15 protein-coding genes are annotated in these 16198 nt (G+C 70.3%); 6 read left to right on the top strand and 9 right to left on the bottom strand.

What is annotated here, in order from left to right; genetic code table 11:
- Positions 1-39 precede the first annotated feature (39 nt).
- Positions 40-1482 (top strand): amino acid permease, encoded by a 1443-nt coding sequence (locus ABZX11_RS20030; RefSeq protein WP_354914799.1) that lies wholly within the window; start codon positions 40-42, stop codon positions 1480-1482.
- On the opposite strand, the gene ABZX11_RS20025 is transcribed toward ABZX11_RS20030, so the two are convergent.
- The 3 genes from ABZX11_RS20025 to ABZX11_RS20015 are packed head-to-tail and all read right to left on the bottom strand — an operon-like array spanning position 1479 to position 3463.
- Positions 1479-2528: a nitronate monooxygenase gene (locus ABZX11_RS20025; RefSeq protein WP_354914797.1), complete on the bottom strand. Its 1050-nt coding sequence runs from the start codon at positions 2526-2528 to the stop codon at positions 1479-1481. The two genes, ABZX11_RS20030 and ABZX11_RS20025, sit on opposite strands and share 4 nt — an antisense overlap.
- 17 nt (positions 2529-2545) lie before the next feature.
- Positions 2546-2902 carry a nuclear transport factor 2 family protein gene (locus ABZX11_RS20020; protein WP_354914795.1) on the bottom strand — a complete coding sequence of 119 codons (357 nt, stop codon included), beginning with the start codon at positions 2900-2902 and terminating at the stop codon, positions 2546-2548.
- A gap of 51 nt (positions 2903-2953) precedes the next feature.
- Positions 2954-3463 (bottom strand): MarR family winged helix-turn-helix transcriptional regulator, encoded by a 510-nt coding sequence (locus tag ABZX11_RS20015; RefSeq protein WP_354914793.1) that lies wholly within the window; start codon positions 3461-3463, stop codon positions 2954-2956.
- A 109-nt stretch (positions 3464-3572) separates the two neighbouring features.
- Between ABZX11_RS20015 and ABZX11_RS20010 the strand changes: the two genes are divergently transcribed.
- Entirely contained in the window at positions 3573-5336 is a 1764-nt protein-coding gene (locus ABZX11_RS20010) for a family 20 glycosylhydrolase (RefSeq protein ID WP_354914791.1), read from the top strand.
- Positions 5337-5359: 23 nt separating this feature from the next.
- Here the strand turns inward: ABZX11_RS20010 and ABZX11_RS20005 are convergent, their stop codons facing one another.
- The gene (locus tag ABZX11_RS20005; RefSeq protein ID WP_354914789.1) at positions 5360-8422 is read right to left on the bottom strand and encodes a hypothetical protein; all 3063 of its coding nucleotides are present in this window, start codon (positions 8420-8422) and stop codon (positions 5360-5362) included.
- 299 nt (positions 8423-8721) lie between these two features.
- On the opposite strand from ABZX11_RS20005, the gene ABZX11_RS20000 reads away from it, so the two are divergent.
- Together ABZX11_RS20000 and ABZX11_RS19995 are read left to right on the top strand one after the other, a co-directional pair.
- Entirely contained in the window at positions 8722-9168 is a 447-nt protein-coding gene (locus ABZX11_RS20000; protein WP_354914787.1) for a pyridoxamine 5'-phosphate oxidase family protein, read from the top strand.
- A 26-nt stretch (positions 9169-9194) separates the two neighbouring features.
- Positions 9195-9773 carry a hypothetical protein gene (locus ABZX11_RS19995; protein ID WP_176171760.1) on the top strand — a complete coding sequence of 193 codons (579 nt, stop codon included), beginning with the start codon at positions 9195-9197 and terminating at the stop codon, positions 9771-9773.
- Positions 9774-9779: 6 nt separating this feature from the next.
- On the opposite strand, the gene ABZX11_RS19990 is transcribed toward ABZX11_RS19995, so the two are convergent.
- Together ABZX11_RS19990 and lepA are read right to left on the bottom strand one after the other, a co-directional pair.
- Positions 9780-10349, bottom strand: a complete 570-nt coding sequence (locus ABZX11_RS19990) for a Uma2 family endonuclease (RefSeq protein WP_354914873.1) — start codon at positions 10347-10349, stop codon at positions 9780-9782.
- A 132-nt stretch (positions 10350-10481) separates the two neighbouring features.
- Positions 10482-12320: a translation elongation factor 4 gene (gene lepA, locus ABZX11_RS19985; protein WP_176171761.1), complete on the bottom strand. Its 1839-nt coding sequence runs from the start codon at positions 12318-12320 to the stop codon at positions 10482-10484.
- Between the two features lie 115 nt (positions 12321-12435).
- On the opposite strand from lepA, the gene ABZX11_RS19980 reads away from it, so the two are divergent.
- On the top strand, positions 12436-13056 hold the full coding sequence (locus tag ABZX11_RS19980) for a class I SAM-dependent methyltransferase (RefSeq protein WP_354914784.1): 621 nt from the start codon (positions 12436-12438) through the stop codon (positions 13054-13056).
- Here ABZX11_RS19980 and ABZX11_RS19975 read toward each other — a convergent pair.
- Both ABZX11_RS19975 and ABZX11_RS19970 read right to left on the bottom strand, forming a co-directional pair.
- Positions 13053-13427, bottom strand: coding sequence for a VOC family protein (locus tag ABZX11_RS19975; RefSeq protein WP_354914782.1), 375 nt, complete (start codon positions 13425-13427; stop codon positions 13053-13055). The genes ABZX11_RS19980 and ABZX11_RS19975 overlap by 4 nt on opposite strands.
- Before the next feature lie 23 nt (positions 13428-13450).
- Positions 13451-14314 carry a DMT family transporter gene (locus tag ABZX11_RS19970; RefSeq protein ID WP_354914780.1) on the bottom strand — a complete coding sequence of 288 codons (864 nt, stop codon included), beginning with the start codon at positions 14312-14314 and terminating at the stop codon, positions 13451-13453.
- A 348-nt stretch (positions 14315-14662) separates the two neighbouring features.
- Here ABZX11_RS19970 and rpsT point away from each other — a divergent pair, with 348 nt between their 5' ends.
- Positions 14663-14923, top strand: coding sequence for a 30S ribosomal protein S20 (gene rpsT, locus ABZX11_RS19965; RefSeq protein WP_091316168.1), 261 nt, complete (start codon positions 14663-14665; stop codon positions 14921-14923).
- 271 nt (positions 14924-15194) lie between these two features.
- On the opposite strand, the gene holA is transcribed toward rpsT, so the two are convergent.
- Positions 15195-16175: a DNA polymerase III subunit delta gene (holA, locus tag ABZX11_RS19960; protein WP_176171765.1), complete on the bottom strand. Its 981-nt coding sequence runs from the start codon at positions 16173-16175 to the stop codon at positions 15195-15197.
- Positions 16176-16198 lie beyond the last annotated feature (23 nt).

The raw sequence follows: 16198 nt of genomic DNA, 5'->3' as shown, positions 1-16198 counted from the left end.
CGTGATCCGGGCCTTCCACCGACCGTTCGGGAGACGATGATGTCCGCTCCAGGAGGCTTGGGCTCGAGCTCCGGCATCTTCCGGCGCAAGCCGATCGACCAGATCCAGGACACGACGGAAAGCGGCGGCCTGCAACGCACCCTGGGGCTGTGGCAGCTGACCGCCATCGGCATCGGCGGCATCATCGGCGCCGGGATCTTCGCCCTCGCCGGCAGCGTCGCGCACGGCGACGACGCGGCGGGCATCCCGGGGGTCGGCCCGGCCGTGCTGATCTCGTTCCTCATCGCCGGCGTGGCCAGTGCCGCGGCGGCGTTCTCCTACGCCGAGTTCGCCGGCCTGATCCCGAAAGCCGGCTCGGCCTACACCTACGGCTACGCGGTGCTCGGCGAGGTCGTCGGCTGGTTCATCGGCTGGGACCTGCTGCTGGAGTACACCGCGATCGTGTCGGTGGTGGCGATCGGCATCTCCGGCTACTTCAACTTCCTGCTCGGCCAGATCGGCCTCGACCTGCCCGCGTGGATGCTCGGCGCGCCCGGCACCGGCCCCGGCCACAAGGTCGACCTGTTCGCCGCGCTGCTGTGCCTGCTGATCGCGTTCCTGCTCAACCGCGGCATCCGCAGCGCCGCCCGGTTCGAGACGGCGATGGTCGGGATCAAGGTCCTGATCGTGCTGGTGGTCATCCTGGTCGGCTTCTTCTACGTCAAGACCGGCAACTACACGCCGTTCGCGCCCGCGGGCTTCGGCGGCGCGGTGACCGGAGCCGCGACGGTGTTCTTCGCCGTCTTCGGCTACGACGCCATGAGCACCGCCGCGGAGGAGTCCAAGGACGCGCAGCGGCACATGCCGAAGGCGATCCTGTACTCGCTGGCCATCTCGATGGTGCTGTACGTGCTGGCCTGCCTGGTGCTGACCGGCATGCAGAAGTACACCGAGATCGACCCGAAGAGCGGCTTCTCGACGGCGTTCAAGTCGGTCGGCCTCGACGGGCTGGCCACGGTCATCGCGATCGGCGCGATCGTCGGCATCCTGACCGTGCTGTTCACGTTCCTGATGGGCGCGACCCGCGTCGGCTACTCGATGAGCCGCGACGGCCTGCTCCCGGCGTGGTTCGGCAAGACCAACGAGAAGCGCCAGGTGCCGAGCCGGATGACCTGGATCCTCGGTGGCGCGTCGGCGGTCATCGCCGGGGTGCTGCCGATCGGCGAGGCGGCGGAGCTGACGAACATCGGCATCCTGCTCGCGTTCGTCGTCGTCTGCGTCGCCGTGATCGTGCTGCGCTACAAGCAGCCGGACCTGCCGCGGACGTTCCGGACGCCCGGCATGCCGGTGGTGCCCGCGATCGGCGTGGTGTTCTCGATCTGGCTGATCACGTTCCTGCAGCCGGCGACCTGGCTGCGGTTCGCCGTCTGGTTCGTGATCGGCCTGGTCATCTACTTCCTGTACAGCCGGCGGCACTCGGTGCTGAACCGCACGGACGCCTAGCGGATCCGGTCGAGGCGCGCGGCGGCTTCGCGCGCCTCGACCTTCAGCCGCTCGAGGATCACGGCGGCCGAAGCGTCGTAGGCGAGCGGGTACGTCTGGCCCGCCCACAGCGAGATCGCTTCGGGGTCGCCCGCCTTCGCCGAGGCCTTGCGCACCGGGCCCGCCAGGTGGTTGAGCTGCGGGTACGCGGCCGGGGCGCCCTCGGACAGCGCGTCCATGAACTTGTTGACCAGCCCGCGCGCGGGGCGGCCGCTGAAGGCGCGGGTGAAGGCCGTCTCGCGCTCGGCGAGGGCGAGGGCCTTGCGGTGCGCCTCCGACGTCCCGGCTTCGTCCGCGCGCAGGAAGACCGTGCCCAGCTGGGCCGCGGTGGCCCCGGCGGCGAGCACGGCGGCGACGTCCGCGCCGTGCACCAGCCCGCCGGCGGCGATCAGCGGCAGGTCGACCCGGGCGGCGACGAGCCGCAGCAGCGCGAGCACGCCGTATTCGGCGCCGCCGCCGGGCAAGCGCGGGTCGTCGGTGAACAGGCTCCGGTGCCCGCCGGCCTCGAAGCCCTGGACGACGAGCGCGTCGGCGCCGAGGTCGGCGGCCCGGTGCGCGGCCTCCGGAGTCGTCACGGTGACGACGACCTCGCTCCCGGCTTCCTTCAGGAGCAGCACGTCCGACGGCGTGGGCGGGCCGAAGGTGAACGACACCACGCGAATGCGCTTCTCGAGCACGACGTCCAGCTTCGCCGGGTAGTGGTCGTCGTCCCACTTCGGTTCGCCGAGTTCGACGTCGTACTCCCGGGCGAACTCCTCGAGCCGCTCGCGGTGCGCGCCGATGTCGGCGCCGGTGTCCGGCTGCGGGACGAAGAGGTTGACGCCGAACTCGCCGTCGGTCAGCTCCCGCGTGCGGTCGATCTGCGCGGCCAGCGCGGCGGGGGTGAGCATGCCGGCGGAGAGGAAGCCGTAGCCGCCGGCCTCGGTCACCGCGGCGACCAGCTCCGGGGTGGTGGGCCCGCCCGCCATCGGCGCGGCGACGACCGGGAACGTCAGCTCGTCGAACATGCCACCGAGCGTAGTCCTCAGGCGGGCAGCAGCATCGTGTAGAGCTTCGTGATCAGCCCGTTCCCGACCAGCGCGACGTCGATCCCCCGCACGACCGGCGGTTGCCCTTCCGGGCCGAGCCGCCACGCGAGGTGGCCCAGGTCGTGGTTGACCAGCACCGGGCCGTCGGGCGCGAACACGAAGCCCGGGGACTGCTCCAGCAGGCCCTTCGCCTTGGCGTTCAGCTCCTCGTGGCCGGTCGTGACGCCTTCCGGGTCGGCGAACTCGACGTCGGCCGCGTACGTCTCGGCGATCGCCTTCGCCCGCCGTTCGTCGTCGCGCTCGTTGAACACCTTCAGCAGGTTGGCTTCCATCAGCTCGGCCACCGTCGCCATGCACGTCCTCCTCGGGTCGGCACCCATATTACGTGACATGTCACGTAACTGTCAGGGGTGGTCGTCCGGCCGGGGCAGGCTGCCGTGCTCGACGAGCGTGTCGTAGACGCGGTCCAGCAGCGTCGTCAGCTGCGCCTTCTCCTCCGGGCCGAGGGCATCCAGGAACGCCTGCCGGACGAAGCCGACGTGGTCCGGCGCCGCCTGCCGCAGCGTCTCCCAGCCCGTTCCCGACAGCTCAACCTCGGTCACGCGGCGGTCGTCGGCGGCGGTCCCGGTCTCGACCAGCCCGCGCGCCCGCATCCGCTTCAGGTGGTGCGACAGCCGGCTGCGCTCCCAGCCGATGCGGACCGCGAGGTCGGTCACCCGCATCCGGCCGCCGGGCGCGCTCGTCAGCGCGACCAGCACGTGGTAGTCGGCGAGCGAGATCCCGCTGTCGGCGCGCAGCTGCCGGTTCAGCTCGTACTCCAGCCGGAGGTGCACCTTCATGTAGGCGTACCAGGCGGCCGTCTCGGCGCCCGAGAGCAGCGCGAACGGCGACCCCGGCGCGAAGTCCCCTGTCACGCGGCGAGCTTAACCACCCAAACTGGTCTAGACCATCGGCGCAGGAAGTGCGACGATCCGGGCAGGTGCGACGGCGAGGTCGCGCCCCCTTCTGCCTGGAGGTCCCCCGGTGAAGCATTCGTTGGCGCGGCGGCTCGGCCGCGCACTCGCCGTGCTGGCCCTGATCGGCGCCAGTACCCAGCTCACGCCGGCCGCGGCGGCCACGCCGGCGCTGCAGTCGATCGTGCCGGTGCCGGTCTCGGTGACCCCGGCGGCCGGCGTCACGTTCCCGCTGGTCGCGACCACTTCGATCGTCACCGAAGCCGGTTCGGCACCCGCGCGTCAGGTCGGCGACTACCTGGCGGGCGTGCTGCGGCCGTCGACCGGCTTCGCACTGCCGGTGTCCGACGCGCCCGCGTCCGTGCCTTCCGGCAGCATCGCGCTGCTGCTCAGCGGCGCACCCGCGTCGGTCGGCGCGCAGGGCTACCAGCTGGTGTCGACGGCGTCCTCGGTCACCGTGCGGGCCACGACCGCCGACGGGCTGTTCGCGGGCGTCCAGACGTTGCGGCAACTGCTGCCCGGCCGCGTCGAGAGCGCTTCGGCCCAGCCGGGGCCGTGGAGCATCCCCGGCGCGACGATCGTGGACTACCCGCGGTTCGCCTACCGCGGCGCGATGCTCGACGTCGCCCGGCACTTCCACCCGGTGTCGACGGTCAAGCGGTACATCGACCAGCTGGCCCAGTACAAGATCAACCACCTGCACCTGCACCTGGCGGACGACCAGGGCTGGCGCATCCAGATCGACAGCTGGCCCCGCCTGACGACCTACGGCGGCAGCACCCAGGTCGGCGGCGGCGCGGGTGGCTACTACACGAAGGCGCAGTACACCGACATCGTGAACTACGCGGCTTCACGCCACATCACGATCATCCCGGAGATCGACATGCCGGGGCACGTGAACGCGGCCCTGGCGTCGTACGCGGAGCTGAACTGCAACGGCGTCGCGCCGGCGTTGCGCACCGACACGGCGGTCGGTTACAGCTCGCTGTGCATCTCGAAGGACATCACGTACACGTTCGTCGCGGACGTCCTGCGCGAACTGGCGGCCCTGACCCCGGGCCCGTACCTCCACATCGGCGGCGACGAAGCATCTTCCACCTCTTCGGCCGACTACCTGACGTTCGTCGGCAAGGTGCTCCCGCTGGTGGCGGCGACGGGCAAGTCGGTGGTGGGCTGGCACGACATCGCCAAGGCGACCCTGCCTGCCTCGGCCAGCCCGCAGTTCTGGGGAACGTCCACATCGGACGCCGGTGTCACGGCGGCGGTTTCCCGCGGCAGCAAGGTGATCCTGTCGCCGGCGAACAAGGCGTACCTGGACATGAAGTACAACAGCTCGACGCCGATCGGCCTGTCGTGGGCGGGGTACATCGAGGTCCAGGACGCGTACAACTGGAACCCGGGCGCGTACCTGTCGGGCGTGGGCGAGTCCGCGGTCCGCGGCGTCGAGTCACCACTGTGGACGGAGACGGTGGTGACACCGTCGGACATCGACTACCTGGCGTTCCCGCGCTTGGGTGCGTACGCGGAGCTGGGCTGGTCCCCGTGGTCGACGCACGACTGGACGGCCTTCCGCACCCGGCTCGGCGCCCAGGCGCCCCGCTGGGTGGCCCAGGGGATCAACTTCTACCGGTCGTCCCAGGTCGCGTGGGACACGGGCGGAACGACGAACCCGGGCACGTGCACGGACCCGGCCTGGAGCGCGACGCAGGTCTACACGGGCGGGAACGTGGTCTCCCACAACGGCCACAAGTGGACGGCGAAGTGGTGGACACAGGGCGAGGAGCCGGGAACGACGGGCCAGTGGGGCGTCTGGACCGACAACGGCGCCTGTTAAGCCGAGCGGCGACCCCGACGTCGTCAAGCGAGGGCGTCGGGGTCGTTCAGTTCCAGGTCTTCGAGCAGGACCAGGAGGCTGTTGTCGTGCTCCCGGTCTTCTTCAAGCGCCAAGTCGCCAAGTGCGGACAACTGTGCCGCGAGCCAGCTGCGGGGCATCCGCCGGGCGATCAGCGCCAGCTGCCGCAGGACGTGACCCCGGTACCGATGCCGCTGGTCGACGTCGCTCGGCGCGAAGCCGTGGGCCGCGAACTCCCAGGCCGTGGTGAATGCCTGAGTCAGGGCCTCGGGGTCAGCGGTGCTGGTGGCCGCCAGGCAAAAGGTGATCAGCGCGTGCGCTCCGGACACCGGTCGCGGCCGGCCGCCGGTGTGGTGGAAGGTGAAGACGGCCGCACTCAGGTGCGGGTGGAACGGGTCGAGTGCGTGCACGATGACTTCGTCGTCGGCCTCGCAGTGGAATCGGCCTTGGTTGCGCAGGTAGCCGTAAGTCCCCTCGTACCACCCCAATCCCTCGAACGGCTCTATCGGCCGCTTCGGGTGACCTGGCCAGAAGCGGCCGTAGGTCCAATAAGTGTCCGGCGTCCACGCGTCTGCCGAGTGCATCGGGACCACGGACGCGGTGCGGCGCTCGCCTTTCCACTCGCGCTCCACCGTGAACTGGCGGATGAGCCCCTTCCAGCTCTCGCCGGGCAGCTGCGAACGCCACAGCAACGTCCACCGGCGCCATGCGTCGACCGGTTCGGTTGCGTCCGGGAACAGATCGTCGACGCAGAGGCGCCCGCTCGCGAGGACGAGCAGGACGGTCAGGTTCACTGAGTATGCCGCATGCCGTTCCGGCTGGTTCGCTGACCGCGGCCGGTAGCCTGCGAACGCGTCAGTGTGCCTCGGCTGAAGTGCCTGCCGCACCAGCGAAAGCAGCAACTCACGCAGGATCGCACGATCGGCTTCCGAAACCGCGGCGAGCCGCTCACCGATGAACGAGACGGTGGTTTCGCGCGTGACCAGAGGAGCGAAGGAAAGCAGCGCGTAGAGGAAGGAGTCGTCGAGCACTCCGGGGCGGCCTCGATGAGCCACCGTCCGTGCGGCGGCGACGAGGTCGCCCAACTCTTCCGTCACGAGCCGGCCGGCCAGGTATTCACCGAAGGTCGCGTGGAGGAATTCGTAAGTGCGCAGCCGCCGGTCGTCCTGGACAGCCTGGGTCTCGTGGATGAAGTAGAAGCGCCCGAACATCAGCTGAGCCGCAGTCAGACCGGCCCGAAGTCCGCTGGCGTGCGGCTGCGGCGCAGCCAGCAAGGCCGCCAGGTCGGCGTCCACCTCCGCTTCGGTGACCCACTGCCGGGTGCGGTTGAACATCGAGAACGCCGTGATCGACAGCCACAGCAGCTCCTGTTCCGTGGCGCGGTGGAACTCGGTGGGTGTCAGCCCGCCACCGGATTTGAGCACCTCCCGCGCGGCGAAGCGGACCAGCAGCTGTTCGTACAGCTCGGCCTGACCGAGCGCGACGTCGTGGTGTTGCAGTGAGTTGTCGTCGGCGTCATAAAGCGCCAACATGAGCAGCATCAGCGGCTGGCCGGCGAGATCGGCGTGAGGCGCAACCACATCAGCGGTCAGCGGGCACAGGCTGTTCGCAGTGAAGTAGGCCTCGTTGCTACCGTTCCACACATCGAGCCACTGCCCGATTTGGCCAGAGTCGAACGGTTCGAGGTGCACGGCGATCATCTCGTCGGCGGGGCGCGCCCGGTCCGCGACGGCAATCCGGCTGGTCACGAGCACCACCACCGGCCGGCCGAGTGCGGCTTCCCGCCGCTGGAACTCGGCGACCCGCTCGAGGTAGTCGGATTGGCTGGTTCCGGTGGCCTGAAGCAGCTCGTCGAAGCCGTCGAGGAGGATGACCGGCAGCGCGCCGGCGGCCTCGCGGGTCAACGCCGGCCAGGTGAGGTTCTCCCCGGTCGCGATCCGCACCGCCTCTTCGATGTGGCTCTGCAAGTCGGCTTCCACCTGTACCTCACGCAGCACCACCCGCACCACGAGGTATTCAGCCGTCGCGAGCCGCGCCGCAAGTACCTGCGTGAGGATCGACTTTCCGGCGCCGGGCTGGCCGAGGACGAGCAGCGGAGTCCGCGTCGCCTGCGGCGCCGTCAGATGGCCGACCAGGAATGCCGGGAGATCCACGCGCACTTCCCGCTGCGACCACCAGCGTTCCGACGCGATCTGATCGGAGACACCGACCTCGGCCACGCGAAACCTGGGCGTCACGTAGGCATCACCCAGCGCCGGAATGCAGAGGCCGGCGGGGGCGTCCCGGATCGAGATCATGGGCCGGTCGAGGGCATCGCGGTGGACGAGCCGCAAGGGGTGGGCGACCGGCGGCGTGCGGGTGAGGCCAGTCAGTGCGCGTTCCAATCCGGCCAGACCGGCACCGAGGTCACGGACCGCGGCCCTGGTCGCCTGGTGGTCCAGCAGGCCGGCCCAGAAGGCGAACTCGGGAAACTCCGTGGCCAGCCGCCGGTAATGTGCTTCGTACCGGGTGACGGCTCGGGTGTCCAGCTCGGCCAGCTTCCGCTCGAACCGGGCGCGCTCGGTCTCGTCCATCGACTCCCACCCGGCCAGCCCGGCCAGGAAATCCCGTGCCCGCGTCGCCAGCTGCCGGTAGTAGTGGGTCAAGCTCCCGAGCACGGCCTCATACGGCTGGTGCGGAGCGGGAATCGGGATGTCGTCCTCCACGACGGCGGCGAGCAGGCGATCCAGCCGGCGGGCCAAGTGCGGGCCGCCGAGCGCCACGCGCAGTTGATCAGCGCGATCGAGCCGGAGGTCCCGCAGCTCCGGGGGCAGCTCGATCTCCGACAACAGCTCGAAGAAGGCCGCCAGGACCGCGACCGCATGCGCGGCGATGAGCCGATGACTACGCTCCGCGCGGCCCAGGCCGCTCAGTCGGTCCCGGAGGCCCGAGGCGAGAGCGCCGGTCAGGCGAGCAAGCTCGGCTTTCGGATCGAACAGACTGAGCACCAAGTCCACGCCACCGGCTGCCGCGGTCAGGAGCATGCCGCCCGCAAGCTTGTCGAGCGCGGTAACGGTCCGGTTGTCCACACCGCCGAGGACCCGAACTGCGTCGCGAAAGCAAAGACCCCTGGCCATCGTCCCCCTTAGGTGTCGACCCAGGAGATCGCCGCGAGGTGCTGCTCCGCAACGCGCCGACTCGACGGTCACCCGAACGCACCACCCACGTGGGTTCGATGGTGGCTGCAATTCCGGTGAGATCCGCTCAACCACGGTGTGCCGCGCTGTCTGCTGCTCGCGTCCGGAGCCGTCCCGTACGAGCGGTCGTCGGGGCACTACGTAACGTCAACTCCGGACGGGCCAGCTGCGCGCCGGGCTAGGTTGGGGTCATGAGCGCTGATCTGGAGCAGGTTCGCACGCTGTCGCTGCAGGAACACGGCCTGGCCACGGTGGCCACCACCCGCGCGGACGGCACCGTGCACGCCTCCGTCGTCAACGCCGGCGTCTTCGACGATCCGGTGACCGGGGCTCCCGGTGTCGCGTACGTCGCCGTCGGGAAGGCGCACAAGCTGGCGCTGCTCCGGCGGGCCGGGCACGCCACCCTCACCTTCCGGCGGGGCTGGAACTGGCTCTCCGTCACCGGGGCCACCCACCTCATCGGGCCGGACGACCCCGACCCCGCGTTCGACCCCGCCGGGCTGCCGCAGCTGCTGCGGGACGTCTTCATCGCCGCCACCGGGACCCACGACGACTGGGCCGAGTACGACCGCGTCATGGCCGAAGAGCGGCGGGTCGCGGTGTTCATCCGGGCAGACCGGATAATCGGCAATCCCTGACCCCTCCGGCCCCAGGAGTCGTCCCGTTGTCCGAGTCACCGCCTCGCGTCACCAGACCGGTCAAGGTCCTCGTCGGCTTGCTCGTCGTCGCCGACGCCGGGTTCGGCGCGGCACTCGCCACCGGGCTGGTGCGCGGTCTCTCGCCGTGGCTGATCGGCGGCGCCTACGCGGCGACCGTGCTCGTCGCTGTCGTGGCCTTCCGCGTCTCCCGCGCACGCGACCTCAAGCGCGGCTTCGAGGGCCTGCGTGACCTCACCATCGGCGACGAGGGCATCCGCCTGCCCGCGGGCACGCTCAGCACGCGCCTGGTCCCCTGGCCGGAGATCGCCGAGGTGACCGTGCGCCGGTCGGCCCGCTTCGGCGACGGCTACCTGCGCGACGCCCTCTGGGTCGACCTGGTCACCGGCGGCGGCGTCGAGAGCTCGGTGCAGCGCTACGCACCGCGCGGCAAGCTCCAGCCGGCGCCACCCGGGCGGCGGCAGTTCGAGCAGACGGCGATCCTGCCCCCGGCCCTGTTCGACGCGATGCTCGACCGGCTCCGGAAGGAACTGCGCAACCGGCAGCTGGACGCCCAGTTCCGCGGCACTCGCTTCCTGCAGGACTGACGCAGCTCAGCCAAGGCGGCCCAGCAGCTCCCGTGGCACGACCCGCACCGGGAAGGGCCGCTCTGTCTCGAAGACCTCGTCGCCCGCCGCCTTGGCCACCTGGCAGTAGTGCCCCTCCTCGTCCAGCTCGAACACCGTCAGCGCGGGCTCATCCGGGTCGATCACCCAGTAGCTGTGGGTCCCGAGTCGTTCGTAGACCGCCTTCTTGGTGTTGAGATCGTGGATCGCCGTGCTCGGCGACAGCACCTCGACCGCCAGCACCGGTGCTGCCGGGAGATCCTTGTCCGTGAAGTCCTCGTCCAAGCCGACCAGGACGTCCGGCTGGAGCTCGACCTTGTCACCCGAGTGCACCGCGAACGGCGCGCCGACCACCTCGAACTCAGGCGGGCACGATGCTTCGAGCACACCGTAGAGCCGGTAAGCGATCTTCTGGTGTCTTCGACCGGGCGCGGGGCTCACGAGGAGCACCCCGTCGATGAGTTCGTAACGTCGGCCATCGTCCGGCATCCCAGCGAGGTCCTGCACCGTCAGGGGGCCCGAATCGGCGGGATGCTCGATGTCAGCCATGACCGTCATGGTGCTCTCCTTTCGCTCTTCGCACCAGAGCAAACCAGAGACCACCGACAGAAACCGCATCGAACGCGAGTTCGGCACCCATATTCACGCGGAGGCGTGAATATGGGTGCCACTGTCACATCAACGGAACAGTTACTTCTTCTTGCCGGAGTCCTCAGTGGACAGTGCAGCGACGAAGGCTTCCTGCGGAACCTCGACCCGGCCGACGGTCTTCATCCGCTTCTTGCCTTCCTTCTGCTTCTCCAGCAGCTTCCGCTTCCGCGAGATGTCACCGCCGTAGCATTTGGCCAGCACGTCCTTGCGGATGGCGCGAATCGTTTCGCGGGCGATGATCCGCGAACCGACCGCCGCCTGGATCGGGACCTCGAACTGCTGGCGCGGGATCAGCTCGCGCAGGCGCGTCGCCATCCGGTTGCCGTAGCCGTAGGCCGCGTCCTTGTGGACGATCGCCGAAAACGCGTCCACGGTTTCACCCTGCAGCAGGATGTCCACCTTGACCAGGTCGGAAATCTGGTCGCCCGCCTCTTCGTAATCGAGAGACGCATAACCGCGCGTACGCGACTTCAGCGTGTCGAAGAAGTCGAAGATGATTTCGGCGAGCGGGATGTTGTAGCGCAGCTCGACGCGGTCCTCGGACAGATAGTCCATGCCGAGCAGGGTGCCGCGCTTGGTCTGGCACAGCTCCATGATCGTGCCGACGAACTCCGACGGCGCGAGGATGCTCACCTTCGACACCGGCTCGTGGACCTCGGCGATCTTCAGCCCGGTCGGCCAGTCCGACGGGTTGGTCACGACCACCTCGCTGCGGTCCTCCAGCACCACGCGGTAGATGACGTTGGGCGCCGTCGAGATCAGGTCGAGGCCGAACTCGCGCTCGAGCCGGTCGCGCGTGATCTCCAGGTGCAGCAGGCCGAGGAAGCCGCAGCGGAAGCCGAAGCCCAGCGCCACCGACGTCTCCGGCTCGTAGTCCAGCGCGGCGTCGTTCAGCTGGAGCTTGTCCAGCGCCTCGCGCAGCTCGGGGTAGTCCGAACCGTCCACCGGGTACAGGCCGGAGTAGACCATCGGCTTCGGCTCGCGGTAGCCCGCCAGCGCCTCCTTGGCGCCGTGGCGCTCCGACGTCACGGTGTCGCCGACCTTCGACTGCCGGACGTCCTTCACGCCGGTGATCAGGTAGCCGACCTCGCCGACGCCCAGGCCCTTGCTCGGCTTGGGCTCCGGCGAGATGATCCCGACCTCCAGCAGCTCGTGCGTGGCGCCGGTCGACATCATCTTGATCTTTTCGCGCGGGGTGATCTTGCCGTCGACGACCCGGATGTAGGTGACGACGCCGCGGTAGGTGTCGTAGACCGAGTCGAAGATCATCGCGCGGGCCGGCGCGTCGGCGTCGCCCTGCGGCGCCGGGACCTGCTTGACGACCTCGTCGAGCAGCTCGGCGACGCCCATGCCGGTCTTGGCCGAGACCCGCAGCACGTCCTCCGGCTCGCAGCCGATGATGTGGGCCAGCTCACCCGCGTACTTGTCGGGGTCGGCCGAGGGCAGGTCGATCTTGTTCAGCACCGGGATGATCTGGAGGTTGTTCTCCAGCGCGAGGTACAGGTTGGCCAGCGTCTGGGCCTCGATCCCCTGCGCGGCGTCGACCAGCAGGATCGCGCCTTCGCACGCCTCGAGGGCCCGGGACACCTCGTAGGTGAAGTCCACGTGGCCGGGCGTGTCGATCATGTGCAGGACGTGGTCCTGCCCGTCGACCTGCCAGGGCAGCCGGACGTTCTGCGCCTTGATCGTGATGCCGCGCTCGCGCTCGATGTCCATCCGGTCGAGGTACTGGGCCCGCATGGCGCGCTCTTCGACCACGCCGGTGAGCTGCAGCATGCGGTCGGCCAGGGTCGACTTGCCGTGGTCGATGTGCGCGATGATGCAGAAGTTCCGGATCAGCTCCGGCGGCGTGAAGGTGGTGTCGGCGAACGTCGTCACTCGAATGAGTCCTCGGAAAGTCGGGGATGGCCACCTCTATGTTCCCATGGCCCTCCGGGTGCGGGTGGGGGTCATCCCCGATGCGGGGTTCCGCGATCCGTGGTGCCCTCGAAGTATGAGCACTCCGCACCAGCCGGCACCCCCTCCCCAGCCGGAGACCAGCGGGTTCGCCCGCGTCCTCGACCGGACGTTCGGTCACCCCTCCGGCGCACTCGGCCGCCTCGGCGGCTGGGTCATGGCCCGCGGCAACGCCGCCACCGAACACCGCGTCGTCGACCTCGCGAAGATCGAGCCGGACGAGACCGTCCTGGTCGTCGGCCCCGGCCCCGGCGTCGGCCTGGAGGCCGCCGCCCGCCTGGCCGGCCGCGCCGTCGGTGTCGACCCCTCCCTCGAGATGCTCACGCTGTGCCAGGAGCGCTGCGGCGACCGGGCCGAGCTGCGCGAAGGGTCGGCGGCGCACACCGGCGAGCCCGACGCGTCCGTCGACGTCGTGCTGAGCGTGAACAACGTCATGCTGTGGGACGACCGCGCGGCCGGGTTCGCCGAGCTGTTCCGAGTCCTGCGCCCCGGCGGGCGGCTGCTGCTGTCCGCGCACGAGAAGTGGCTGCCGGTGAGCAGGCACGTGCTGGCCGACGAAGCCGCCGCCGCGGGCTTCGCCGACCTGCAAACCTGGACCTGGGAGCCGCCGGGGTTCGCCGCGCTCGCCGCGCAGCTGCGGGCGGTCAAGCCCGCCTAGCGGGTGTCGGTGCGGATCGGGTGGCCCTCGGGCACCTCGACCAGCACGATGCGCGTGCCGTCCGGATCGGCGATCCAGGCCTCGTCGAGGCCCCAGGGCTCGCGCTGGGCGTCCCGCACCGGTTCCAGGCCCCGTGCCTTCAGCTCGCCCAGGGTTCCGGCGAGGTCGCGCACCTGCAGCCAGAGCACCAGATCGGGCGACGCGCCCGTCTCGCCGGCGCCGGAGACCTCCAGGGAGCCGTGGCCGAGGAAGAACACGGTGCCGCCCGGGAACTCCCGCTCCACGGCCAGGCCCAGGGTGTCGCGGTAGAAGGCCGTCGACGCGGCGGCGTCCCGCGGGCGGATCAGCAGCCGGCTCTTCAGGATCTCCATCCGACCATCCCTACCCGACGGGTTCAGGCGGCCGCAATCGCGGCGATGCCGGACAGCACGATCACCGACCCGGCCAGCCGCCGCACGGCGTCCCGCTCGCCGAGGACCAGCCACGCGGCGAGGCCGCCGAGCACGATGCTCAGCTCCCTGGCGGGCGCGACCAGGCTGACCGGCGCCATGGTGAGGGCGAACAGCACGAAGATGTAGGCGATCGGCGACAGGACCGCGACGAGGAGGACTTCGCGGCGCTGTTCGCGCCAGAGCCGCCGCACCTGGGCGCGGTCGGCCAGTGCGCCGGGCACGAGCAGCACGCTCTGCAGGATCGAGCCGAGGCCGAAGTAGACGACCGGCGGCACGCCGAGGCCGGTCACCGAGTGCGCGTCCCAGAGCGTGTACCCGGCGATGACGGCCCCGGTCAGCAGGCCGTAGAGGACGCCGGCTTTGACGGCCCCGGGGTCCTCGGCCTTGCGGCCGGTGCTGATCACCAGCACCCCGGCGACGACGAGGAACGCGCCGAGCAGCCCGAGAGGGCCGGGCCGTTCGCCGAGCACCAGGACGGCGGCCAGCACGGAAAGCAGCGGCCCGGTACCGCGCGCGACGGGGTAGACGACGGAGAGGTCCCCGACGCGGTATCCGCGCTGAAGGACGATCCCGTAGGCGATGTGCAGCAGAGAGGTGACGACGGCGGCGAGCAGCCAGCTCCACTGTGGACGCTGGTTTTCGACCGCGACCAGCACGATGGTGATCGGCAGCAGCAGGACGGCACTGGCGGTGTAGTAGAGCCAGACGAACTGGGTGCCGCCCGAGGTGACCCGCTTGGCGGCGAGGTTCCACACGGCGTGCACGACGGCGGCGACGAGGACGAGGGAAAGCGCGGTGGCGTTCACGGGACCCTTTCGTGGGTTTTCGCGCGCGCGAAAACCGGGTCCTCCAGGCTTTTGCCCCGTCAGATGAACGACCGGCCGTCCGGGCCCGCCGATGGTGCCGCTCGGACCAGCCCCGCCGGCCCTGGTTGTGTGGTGCGGGCTGCACCGAATGCTCTGGCTGCGCGGACCGGCGACGGAACCCTAGGCACTGCCGTCACCCACGGTACTCCCGGCTCCGGCCGCGCGTGGCCGGGTTGGTAGAGTGACGGCTCGCTGCCCGTGCGGCATTCCGTCATGGAGGAAACCCGCGTTTTCGCGGGGCCACTTCAGCGCGGCGGCGATCTCACCGAGTGAAACAGGAGTTGCCCTATGGCCAACATCAAGTCGCAGATCAAGCGCATCACGACGAACGAGAAGGCGCGTCAGCGCAACCAGGCGATCCGGTCCTCGGTGAAGACCGCGATCCGCAAGGTCCGCGAAGCTGCGGAGGCCGGCGACAAGGCCAAGGCCGCCGAGCTGCAGCGCGACGCCGCCCAGAAGCTGGACAAGGCCGTCTCGAAGGGCGTCATCCACGCCAACCAGGCCGCCAACAAGAAGTCGGCGCTCGCGAAGCGCGTCAACGCGCTCTGAGCTGGTTGATTTCTGAGAAGGCCCCGGCTTCGGCCGGGGCCTTCTTCGTGTCTTGGACCGCGTTAGGGCGGCGCCCGGCGCGGACCCGGCGCCAGGGCCTGGCTGCGGTCGGCGCCGGCAACTACCCCGGAGCGATGCAGACAGCGGCCGCGAGCTTGGCGACCACCGAGCCGCTCGCGCCGGTGAGGCCCCTGCGAATAGCCCAGAGCGACCGCCTGTGGCGGCGCGGCCCTGCCAGCGGCCGCGAGTAGCTCGTGCCGGTGGGCAGCGATCAGCGGTCGCCCTTGGCTGCCGCCACCTCGAGGACCGCTCGTTCCAGCGCGTAGCCCGGGTCGGCCGCCACGCCCTTGACCTCGGCGTTCAGCCGGGCGACCACGCGCATCGCCGTGGCCAGGCCGTCCGGGTTCCAGCCGCGGGACTGGCCCTGGGCCTTGCGGATCTTCCACGGCGGCATCCCCAGCTCGCCCGCCAGCTGGTTCGGGTTGCCCCGGCCCGCGCCGGAGACCCGGGCGATCGTGCGGACCGCGTCGGCCAGTGCGTCGGCCACCAGGACGTGCGGGACACCCAGCTGCATCGCCCACCGCAGCGACTCCAGCGCCGCCGCGCGGTCGCCGCCGACCGCCTTCTCCGCGACCGCGAACCCCGTCACGTCCGCGCGGCCTCGGTGGTAGCGGCGGACCGCATCGGCGTCGACAGCACCGCCCGTGTCCGCCACCAGCTGCGTCGCCGCCGACGAGAGTTCCCGCAGGTCGGAGCCCACGGCGTCGAGCAGGGCGGCGACCCCGGCCGGGTCGATCTTGCCGCCCACCCGGCGGACCTCGTGGCGCACGAACTGCTCCCGCTCGGCCGGCTTGGTCAGCTTCGGGCACTCGGTGATCTCGGCGCCGGCCTTCTTGAGCGTCGCGGGGAGTGACTTGCCCGCCTTGCTGCGGCCGCCACCCGTGTGCACGACGACGAGCACGACCCCGTCCGCCGGGTCCTTCAGGTAGGCCGCGACGGCGTCGGACAGCTCCTGCGAGATGTCCTGCGCCGACTCGAGAACGATCACCCGGCCCTCGCTGAACAGCGACGGGCTGACCAGTTCGGCCAGCTCAGGCGCTGTGAGATCGGACACCCGGACCCGGGTCAGCTCCGCGGTCGCGTCCGTCGCGCGGGCGGCGGCGAGCGTCTCGCGGACGGCCCGCTCGATCAGCAGTTCTTCCTCTCCCAGCACCAGGTGCAGCGGGGCCGGGGCGGTGGCTTGCGCGGTCACCCCGAAATCCTCTCACTTGCGCT

This window comes from Amycolatopsis sp. NPDC004169 (assembly GCF_040610315.1).
GTDB lineage: Bacteria > Actinomycetota > Actinomycetes > Mycobacteriales > Pseudonocardiaceae > Amycolatopsis.
This window is presented reverse-complemented; position numbering and strand designations above follow the sequence as displayed.

Coding starts and splice junctions, on each gene's coding strand:
- ABZX11_RS20030 (WP_354914799.1), top strand. CDS start 40: ATGTCCGCTCCAGGAGGCTTGGGCTCGAGCTCCGGCATCTTCCGGCGC.
- ABZX11_RS20025 (WP_354914797.1), bottom strand. CDS start 2,528: ATGTTCGACGAGCTGACGTTCCCGGTCGTCGCCGCGCCGATGGCGGGC.
- ABZX11_RS20020 (WP_354914795.1), bottom strand. CDS start 2,902: ATGGCGACGGTGGCCGAGCTGATGGAAGCCAACCTGCTGAAGGTGTTC.
- ABZX11_RS20000 (WP_354914787.1), top strand. CDS start 8,722: ATGAGCGCTGATCTGGAGCAGGTTCGCACGCTGTCGCTGCAGGAACAC.
- ABZX11_RS19990 (WP_354914873.1), bottom strand. CDS start 10,349: ATGACGGTCATGGCTGACATCGAGCATCCCGCCGATTCGGGCCCCCTG.
- ABZX11_RS19980 (WP_354914784.1), top strand. CDS start 12,436: ATGAGCACTCCGCACCAGCCGGCACCCCCTCCCCAGCCGGAGACCAGC.
- ABZX11_RS19975 (WP_354914782.1), bottom strand. CDS start 13,427: ATGGAGATCCTGAAGAGCCGGCTGCTGATCCGCCCGCGGGACGCCGCC.
- rpsT (WP_091316168.1), top strand. CDS start 14,663: ATGGCCAACATCAAGTCGCAGATCAAGCGCATCACGACGAACGAGAAG.